This window comes from Polaribacter sp., from assembly GCF_051251875.1.
In the GTDB taxonomy this organism is placed as follows: domain Bacteria; phylum Bacteroidota; class Bacteroidia; order Flavobacteriales; family Flavobacteriaceae; genus Polaribacter.
Map to the genome: position 1 here is coordinate 1 of NZ_JBPOGL010000057.1, position 8367 is coordinate 8367.

Annotated in this window: 8 protein-coding genes and 1 pseudogene; all 9 read left to right on the forward strand. The window is 29.0% G+C overall.

Features of this window, described 5'->3' with window-relative positions; all coding sequences use genetic code 11:
- The first annotated feature begins 297 nt into the window (after nucleotides 1-297).
- The 9 genes and pseudogenes from ACSHW5_RS16290 (at nucleotide 298) to ACSHW5_RS16330 (ending at nucleotide 8011) form a co-directional block, all read left to right on the forward strand.
- Nucleotides 298-798 carry a hypothetical protein gene (locus ACSHW5_RS16290; protein WP_435677208.1) on the forward strand — a complete coding sequence of 167 codons (501 nt, stop codon included), beginning with the start codon at nucleotides 298-300 and terminating at the stop codon, nucleotides 796-798.
- 11 nt (nucleotides 799-809) lie between these two features.
- Nucleotides 810-2171: a hypothetical protein gene (locus tag ACSHW5_RS16295; RefSeq protein WP_435677209.1), complete on the forward strand. Its 1362-nt coding sequence runs from the start codon at nucleotides 810-812 to the stop codon at nucleotides 2169-2171.
- A 186-nt stretch (nucleotides 2172-2357) separates the two neighbouring features.
- The gene (locus tag ACSHW5_RS16300) at nucleotides 2358-2603 is read left to right on the forward strand and encodes a RidA family protein (RefSeq protein ID WP_435677210.1); all 246 of its coding nucleotides are present in this window, start codon (nucleotides 2358-2360) and stop codon (nucleotides 2601-2603) included.
- Nucleotides 2604-2630: 27 nt separating this feature from the next.
- Nucleotides 2631-2813 carry a RidA family protein gene (locus ACSHW5_RS16305; RefSeq protein ID WP_435677211.1) on the forward strand — a complete coding sequence of 61 codons (183 nt, stop codon included), beginning with the start codon at nucleotides 2631-2633 and terminating at the stop codon, nucleotides 2811-2813.
- Nucleotides 2814-4434: 1621 nt separating this feature from the next.
- A pseudogene (locus ACSHW5_RS16310) lies at nucleotides 4435-4779 on the forward strand (DUF3024 domain-containing protein).
- Entirely contained in the window at nucleotides 4772-5188 is a 417-nt protein-coding gene (locus tag ACSHW5_RS16315; protein WP_435677212.1) for a UPF0158 family protein, read from the forward strand. The pseudogene ACSHW5_RS16310 and the gene ACSHW5_RS16315 overlap by 8 nt, the downstream one beginning before the upstream one ends.
- A 204-nt stretch (nucleotides 5189-5392) precedes the next feature.
- Nucleotides 5393-6118 carry a DUF3667 domain-containing protein gene (locus tag ACSHW5_RS16320; protein ID WP_435677213.1) on the forward strand — a complete coding sequence of 242 codons (726 nt, stop codon included), beginning with the start codon at nucleotides 5393-5395 and terminating at the stop codon, nucleotides 6116-6118.
- Nucleotides 6119-6270: 152 nt separating this feature from the next.
- Nucleotides 6271-7002 (forward strand): hypothetical protein, encoded by a 732-nt coding sequence (locus tag ACSHW5_RS16325; RefSeq protein ID WP_435677214.1) that lies wholly within the window; start codon nucleotides 6271-6273, stop codon nucleotides 7000-7002.
- 160 nt (nucleotides 7003-7162) lie between these two features.
- Nucleotides 7163-8011 carry a hypothetical protein gene (locus ACSHW5_RS16330; RefSeq protein ID WP_435677215.1) on the forward strand — a complete coding sequence of 283 codons (849 nt, stop codon included), beginning with the start codon at nucleotides 7163-7165 and terminating at the stop codon, nucleotides 8009-8011.
- Nucleotides 8012-8367 lie beyond the last annotated feature (356 nt).

The window sequence follows — 8367 nt, forward strand, 5'->3', positions numbered from 1 at the left end:
CTTTTTACAAGCCAGTTCGGCTTGTAGTCTCGGTAATTTCTCTTTTTTCCAGCTGCTGCTTAAAATACCGTAATGGCAACAACGTGTAATAAAAATCACTACTTCTCGCCTACTTACGAAAGTCCTCGCGGACTTTCTACTTGGTTAATTATTTATTAAATTAGGTATTTAATCACGCAACAAAGCATATTCAAACACGTTGTGTGTAATTTTCGTGCAACATTTTGCTTTTATACCTACTATTAGGTATTGATTTGATAAAATGAGATAATTAAATTTGAAAATAAACTGAAAATTATGAAATATCTAATAACATCATTACTTTTTTCTCTAACATTTGTTTGTAAAGCACAATCTATTGAGAAAGCAAAAATTGACAAAAATGAACCGAAAAGACATCACGTAAGATTCAAAAAGGTTAAAGACTCAAATACAGGAAAAGAAATAAACAAACCTGAAACAAATAAAAAAATAAAGGCAATTTATGTAGTTTCTTACCCAGAAAATGGTTGTCATTACAAAAAACCTAAAGCTGTTATTTTAGAAGGAGATATGACAATTGATGAATTAAGAAAATTAGTCAAAAATAAGGAAAATGGTTCAAAACACAAATTAAACACATTTAACTATCTGAATGAAAAAAATCCGTATGGACTAATTTATAGCAAAGAATGTAAGGATGGAAACAGAAAGTATTTTTTTGGCACGTATACTACTTTAGATTACACTCAAAAAAAATGTCAAGAAAAAAATAAACAAAAAGGATATAAATGTGAAGAAATAATATCAATTAACTAAAAATTACAATTATGAAAAACAAACTTTTAACACTAGCTTTTGCGTTAATAATTAGCATAGTTAATGCACAATGTCCAGATGCAAAATCGAATGAATACAAAAATAAAGCTGAACAATATGGTGATACATCTTATTCATTGCTAGCAACATATTTTCTCTACAAATGTGAATGCAAAAATGGCACTGAAAACCCTGAACAAATAAAACAATATATCGATGCTTTAGTTGACCAATATAACAACATCAAAGATGCAAGTCAAAATTCAAATGGTATTGAAATTGAAGGTCAACATAAAGTACAATGGATAACCATTAGTAAAGAGCCTAAATGTACAAAATCAAATAACTCATTAAACAATAAGGATTCTTCAAATAATAGTTCAATTGGTTCTAATACATCCAACTCAAATACAAAATCTAATTTGAACCAAGCTTTAAATCAATCAACAGATATTGTTAACGATTTAATACAAGGAAATGAAAACCAAGCTGGTAACAAATCAGTAATAATGGGTTTAGAGGGAGTTATTGAAGGTAATAGTGAAAAAGTTGTTGGAGGATTAGCATTAGGACTTGTAAGTTTATTTTCAAAATCGAAAGCAAGAAATAATAAACCATTAACAGTTGAGGAAATAGAGCGTATTCAAAGGTTAGATAAGAATAGATATAATACAATATTAAAACAAGGTATTAAGGATTCATTTAATAAAGGAGGTATTACAATGGTAAGTGACACATCATTAGTAAAAGTAGTTGGAGATAAAAAAGTTTTTATGACTTTTAGACCTATTACAGACCACACAAAAATTTTTGTGAATTCTAGATATGTTTATAATACTATAAGTAAAGAACTAGAAGAAGAAAACATTTACAAAGAACACTATTCTAATTCTAAAGCTAAATTGGTTAAAATAAATAATTACAAAAAAGGATTTAGTAGACTTGTTGTAAATGATATTTATGAAAATAGTTTAAAAGTTACTGACCTCATATCCGATGAAATTTTATTTGACAAAAACAATAGCAAAGAGGAAATTATATATGATGCAAAAGAAAGAGAAATAGGGAAACGCATTATTTACAATAACAAAGTCTATAAGGAAAAGTTTTACAATAATGATATTTTGTTTAAAATTAAAACATACAACAAAGGAATAATTGAAACTGAAGTTGACGTTGTATTTGTTGGAGGTGCCAAAATACCTACTACAATTATTGATTATGACAATCGTGGTCAAAAACTTAAAAAATTATATAATTCGTATGATGATTTATTGAAAAGTAATTGTAAAATAACCTATTATAACAATGGGACACCTGAAAAAACAGTAACTTATAAAAATGGTTTTATTTCAAAAGAGATTTCGCACTAAAAAAACTACACACCATATAACCTTTATTGCTTGTTTTAGCTCACTTGGGAAATTCCTCCGGAATTTCGCCGTTCGTGTTTTATTTACTAAATTAGTTATTTAAAACACGCAACTAATCATACAAAACAACGTTGTGCATAATTTTGACCCGTCCTGAAATAAGGCTACATAATTTAAGACAAATAGATGAATAAAATTGAAACAAGATTAAAGGAATTAGGAATACAATTGCCAGAGGTTCCAAAACCAGTTGCAAATTATATTCCTGCAAAACGGACAGGAAATCTGATTTATGTGGCAGGACAGATTCCTGTTGAAAACGGAATTGTAAAAAAAGGAAAACTTGGAAAGGATTTAAATTTAGAAGAAAGTAAATATGCGACTAAACTTTGTGCAATAGGCTGTTTAGCTGCAATTAAAACCATTTGCTAACTTGATAAAGTAACTAGTATTGTTGCAATGCACGGATTAGTAAATTCTACTTCGGAAAATACTGAACAAGCTGATGCTATGAATGGTGCTTCTGATTTTGTTGTTGACGTATTCGGAGAAATCGGAAAACACACACGTACAGCAGTTGGAGTTAGTGTACCTCATAATATTGCAGCTTCAGTTTATATGGTAGCCGAAATTAAAGAATAAAAAATTACAACCAACAAAGTTCTGTAGTAAAAAACAAGTGAAATCTCATGAACTTTTCATATTCACAACCACCTTGTTTGTCACGCCGTAGGAGTCTCACGCAAGTTTGAGTTAATAGTAAGGAAAAACTCCCATGTTACAGTAGTAAGGTTGTTTTTAAAATATGTTGATAAAAATAGGCTCATTTTTATTCAACCTCTCGTTTTCAAAACCATCTTGTTTGTCACTCCGTAGGAGTCTCACACAAGATTGAGTTAATAGTAAGGAAAAACTCCCATGTTACAGTAGTAAGGTTGTTGATAAAGTATGTTGATAAAAATAGACTCATTTTTATTCAACCTCTTGTTTTCAAAACCACCTTGTTTGTCACTCCGTAGGAGTCTCACACAAGTTTGAGTTAATAGTAAGGAAAAACTCCCATGTTACAGTAGTAAGGTTGTTTTTAAAATATGTTGATAAAAATAGACTCATTTTTATTCAACCTCTCGTTTTTACAACCACCTTGTTTGTCACTCCGTAGGAGTCTCACACAAGTTTGAGTTAATAGTAAGGAAAAACTCCCATGCTACACTAGTAAGGTAATTTTTAAAATATGTTGATAAAAATAGACACTTTTTTCCTGAAACTCTCGTTTTCAAAACCATCTTGTTTGTCACTCCGTAGAAGTCTCACACAAGATTGAGTTAATAGTAAGGAAAAACTCCCATGTTACAGTAGTAAGGTTGTTGATAAAGTATGTTGATAAAAATAGACTCATTTTTATTCAACCTCTCGTTTTCAAAACCATCTTTTTTGTCACTCCGTAGGAGTCTCACACAAGTTTGAGTAAATAGTTAGGAAAAACTCCCATATTACACTAGCAAGGTTGTTTTTAAAATATGTTGATAAAAATAGACACCTTTATATTAAACCTTTCGTTTTTATAAACCACCCTGTTTGTCACTCCGTAGGAGTCTCACACAAGTTTGAGTTAATAGTAAGGAAAAACTCCCATGTTATAGTGGCAAGGTTGTTTTTAAAATATGTTGATAAAAATAGGCTCATTTTTATTCAACCTCTCGTTTTTACAACCACCTTGTTTGTCACTCCGTAGGAGTCTCACGCAAGATTGAGTTAATAGTAAGCAAGACTCTTCGGAGTGACAAACTGTATGGAAAAACAATAACTTTTAAAAGCATTTACCCATTACAAACAACATTGAGCAATATAACTTGAAACAAACCAACATAATGCTTGTCCAATTAAAATCGGATTTGAAAAAATAACGAAAACGAAATAATGTGTAATTTTCATTGCTTTGGCTAGTTTTTATTTGCTTACTTTAGTTCTTTAAACACAAAAGTAATCGGGTTTATGTTGTTTATAGTAGCAAGGTTGTTTTTAAAATATGTTTATAAAAATAGACAGCTTTTCTTGAACCTTTCTTTTTTACATCCATCTTGTTTGTCACTCCGTAGGAGTCTCACGCAAGATTGAGTTAATAGTAAGGAAGACTCTTCGGAGTGACAAACTGTAAGGAAAAACAATAACTTTTAAAAGCATTTACCCATTACAAACAACATAGAGCAATATAACTTGATACAAACCCATAGTGTGCAAGCTGAAAAAAAATAAAAACTAAATGACAAACAAAATTATTGACATTAATGAAGCTACCATAAAACAGTATGTAGCATCCTTACGTCCAGAAAATCTTGACATCAGGAAACAAGTAGATGTTGGATATTCTTATGACGGAAAAGTGGTAATTCTGTTTGAAATTAGACCAGATTGGATGGATGAAAAAGAGGTTCAACATTACGATTTTGCAAAAATTAGGTAATACAAATCTAGAAAAGAATGGAATTTATATTGGATGCGAGCAAGCGGTGCTTGGGAGCTTTACAAACCGTTTCCTAAATCTACCTATTTAGACAAAATCATAGAAATTATTAAAGAAGATAAAAACGCTTGCTTTTTTGGATAATAAAAAACAAAATATCGTACAGAAAATAGCACAAGAGTTAGATGCCGGCTTTGACTGTTATTATAATTCTAAGACAGCAGAAGTTATTGGAATTCCGAGTTTCTCAGATTTTTTTGACGATGAAGATTTTAAAGAGGCTTTTTCTGACAGTTTAGAAAAAATAAAAAAACATTCATCAGATTTTATAAAATTTAAAGCTTTAGAAAGTTTTGAATCGTTTGAAATTATGGAGGGTTTTGTTGAACAAGTACCTGACAAAAACCTGAAAGCAGCATTAGAAAATATTTTGAAACGTAAAAAACCATTTCAGAATTTTAAGCACAAAATAGACTTTTCTGATTTCAGACAAAATTGGTTTGATTATAAACAAATTGCCTTAGAAAAAATTGTAGAGAATAGATTACAATAAGAAAAAACTAAGCACCACAGAGCAACATTAATTGATAGTTTTAACCTGTCCTTTAACAAGTGCAAGACATGTTTACCAAAAATATAAGCACATTTTCTATTTGGTTTTTATTCATTAAATTTAGTGCTTACAACAGACAACAAACCAGAATAAAACTCGTAGGTAAAACGATGAAAAACGCTCTCAAAAGTAAAAATAAATTAAATGATTTGTAAAAATTGTGAACAGAATTTTAATGGTAATTATTGCAGTAATTGCGGACAAAACTCCAACATTAGAAAAGTTGATTACAAATACTTGTTAAATGAAATTCCAAATAGTATTTTTCAAATAAATCGTGGTTTTTTATTTACGCTAAAAGAATTATTCACAAGACCAGGACATAGTATAAGAGCTTTTTTAGAAGGCAAAAGAAAAAATCATGTTAAACCTTTGGCTTTTATACTACTTACTTCCACTTTATATGTAGTTGCTCATTATTTTTTAGGAAACCAAACATTTGTTGATGATGCAATTTCTGGTTTTACATCTAAATCTGAAGTAGAAAACAGTGACTTAATAAATTGGATTTCTAAAAACCAAACCTACGCCATATTAATTTTAGTTCCCTTTTTTTCGTTTGCGTCCTATTTATCCTTTTTAAAATCGAACTATAATTACTTTGAACACCTTGTCCTAAACATTTATATAACCGGACAACAAATGTTTATCTATTTTGGTTTTAGTTTTTTTTTCGATAGAAATAGCTATTTAATAATGTTACCACTTTTGTTGGGAATGCTATTTAATTTTTGGGCGTATATACAATTCTTCAACAAGAAAAATACTTTTAAGAACATTGTACTTATTATATTTACCTATATCATTTTCATAATAGAAATTATTTTCGGAATGATACTAGCGAGTATTATTCTAAAAATGTTGGAATAAATAAGACTGCCAATACCATTACTTTCTAAATTCTTATAAACACTATTACTAAATCTTTAAAATTTTATAGGCAACCCCAAACATTATAAACAAAAAGCAATATATTTATAGGTATATAACCCGTTGTAGCCAATTAAAAAAAAGAGATACATATGAAAAGAATTACATTAATATTATTTACTATTTGTTCATTAAACGCAATTGGTCAAGAAAAACTGAAAATTGAAATTGATAATCCAGAACCGAGAGTTGGACAAAGCGTTACTTTTTCAATAAATGTTGACTTTTTGACCGATTACTTCAAAAAAGAATTAGGGAAAAATGTCGACTTCACTCGCTCAACCTCTATTTTCGGAAGGCAATCAGATGATTTTGAAAGAGTAATTATTTTCGAAAAAGCAAAAACATATGAAATTGGGCCTTTTGACTTCGAATTTAATGGGAAAAAATATACAACTGAAACTATTGAAGTAAATGTTCTTCCAAAATTACCAATGGAAAACGGACTTTGGTTAAGAATAACAGAATCTGAAGGTCAACAATATCTCATTCTTGAACAATTAATAAGTAACGAATCAAACAAAACAGAAAATGAAAATGGTGGTTATTCCCATACTATTGGTGGTGTAAAACCAGAAGGAAATGAATTCGCTGAATTAAATGAGGAATTAACAAAAGGAATTGAATTAAGTAATTACAGTTCAGCCAATAACACGTTGAATCCTGAAGGTGCTGGATTGTTTGATGTTGGATTTTCATATTCAATCAAAAAGTATAAAATAGAATTTGAGGAAAATTTTAATGGGGTGTATATAATATCGGAAAAGGATTTTATTAATTTACCTGAAAAGTTCGATATCGGAAAAATAAAAATTAAAAAATAACTGGCTACAACACCTTGTATAAAAAATTGCTATATATAGCTAAACTAAAGCTTATTGCTCTTTTGTAAACTTCTGAATTTCCGCTGGAAATTCCTCGTTCACAAAATCGCAACTTTCCATACAAAACAACGTTGGCATTCATTAAAAACATTACTCCACTATGAAAATTTTAAGAACAAATAATATTTCATGTTCTGAAAACTGGGACAAAATGACTTCTGTTGATAAAGGAAAGTTTTGCTTAAATTGTAATAAAAAAATACTTGATTTTGAAAGATTAACTAATACTGAAATTATAAACGAAATCAAAAAATCTGAGAAACCTATATGTGCTAGAATTCCTAAATATAAAACGGATATTCCATTAGTAAATGAAAAAATTTTACCAAAGTACTCTAAATTAGCCGTAAAAATCATCATTACAAGTTCTTTAATCTTTACAAATAATATTAATACTTTAGCTAATACTAACAATTTTAATAGCGAGTTAAGTATTGTAAATTCTAACACCTTATTTAAAGGAAAATTTCTACGAGAAAAAGATAACTCACCAATAGTTAATGTTAAAATTCAATTAATTACACTTAACAAAATATTTTACACTTATACTAACTCTAAAGGAGAGTTCTCGCTAAATATTTCGTCTGAAAATTTAAACGATGAGAATGTTTTTCGGATTTCTTACGATGAAGTTCCAAAAAGTATTCCTCCAAAATTAGAATTCTTTTCAACTCCAGATTTTATTATAAAGAAAGAAAATATAAATAATGAAAAAATAGTGATAGCTGAAAATGAAATGTTTTATTTGGGAATGTCTGATATGATTTTAATTGGCGAAAAAAATGGAGTAATACCTTTAGTGTACTATAAAGGGAAAGAAATTTCATATGAGGAATATGAAAAAAACAAGAATAAAGGACTATACAAATACGACAATTATTTTGGACAAAAAAGAGCAGAAGTAATCTGCGGAAAAAAAGCTAAAAACGGATTAATTTTATTATTCTAATGAAAACGAAATGCCTAACACCAGTAACCGTTGCACAACCCATTAAAAAAATAAAAAACCTTCTTTTTTAAGCCCTTTTTAAGGGCTTTTTAATTTTTAAGAACTGCCATTTTTCTATATTTAAATTGGCTTATAACTATTAATATGGACTTTACATCGAGCTTTTTGTTCAAAAATAGTATGGCCAAGGCTTTTGCCTTACATTTTACATTTTTTGTAACGAATTTTAAATACTTTTTCAGGTTATAGGCCATCGCAGAAAGATCTTGTTGGGGTTTCTTGTTTTGACCCCTATAAAACAAGAGTAATCTTTTAAATTTCGATTATTAATTACGCGGTTAATTTTTTCATCTTGA

Excerpts from the sequence above, each read along its gene's own strand:
- ACSHW5_RS16290 (WP_435677208.1), top strand. The coding sequence starts at position 298 with ATGAAATATCTAATAACATCATTACTTTTTTCTCTAACATTTGTTTGT.
- ACSHW5_RS16295 (WP_435677209.1), top strand. The coding sequence starts at position 810 with ATGAAAAACAAACTTTTAACACTAGCTTTTGCGTTAATAATTAGCATA.
- ACSHW5_RS16300 (WP_435677210.1), top strand. The coding sequence starts at position 2,358 with ATGAATAAAATTGAAACAAGATTAAAGGAATTAGGAATACAATTGCCA.
- ACSHW5_RS16305 (WP_435677211.1), top strand. The coding sequence starts at position 2,631 with ATGCACGGATTAGTAAATTCTACTTCGGAAAATACTGAACAAGCTGAT.
- ACSHW5_RS16320 (WP_435677213.1), top strand. The coding sequence starts at position 5,393 with ATGATTTGTAAAAATTGTGAACAGAATTTTAATGGTAATTATTGCAGT.
- ACSHW5_RS16325 (WP_435677214.1), top strand. The coding sequence starts at position 6,271 with ATGAAAAGAATTACATTAATATTATTTACTATTTGTTCATTAAACGCA.
- ACSHW5_RS16330 (WP_435677215.1), top strand. The coding sequence starts at position 7,163 with ATGAAAATTTTAAGAACAAATAATATTTCATGTTCTGAAAACTGGGAC.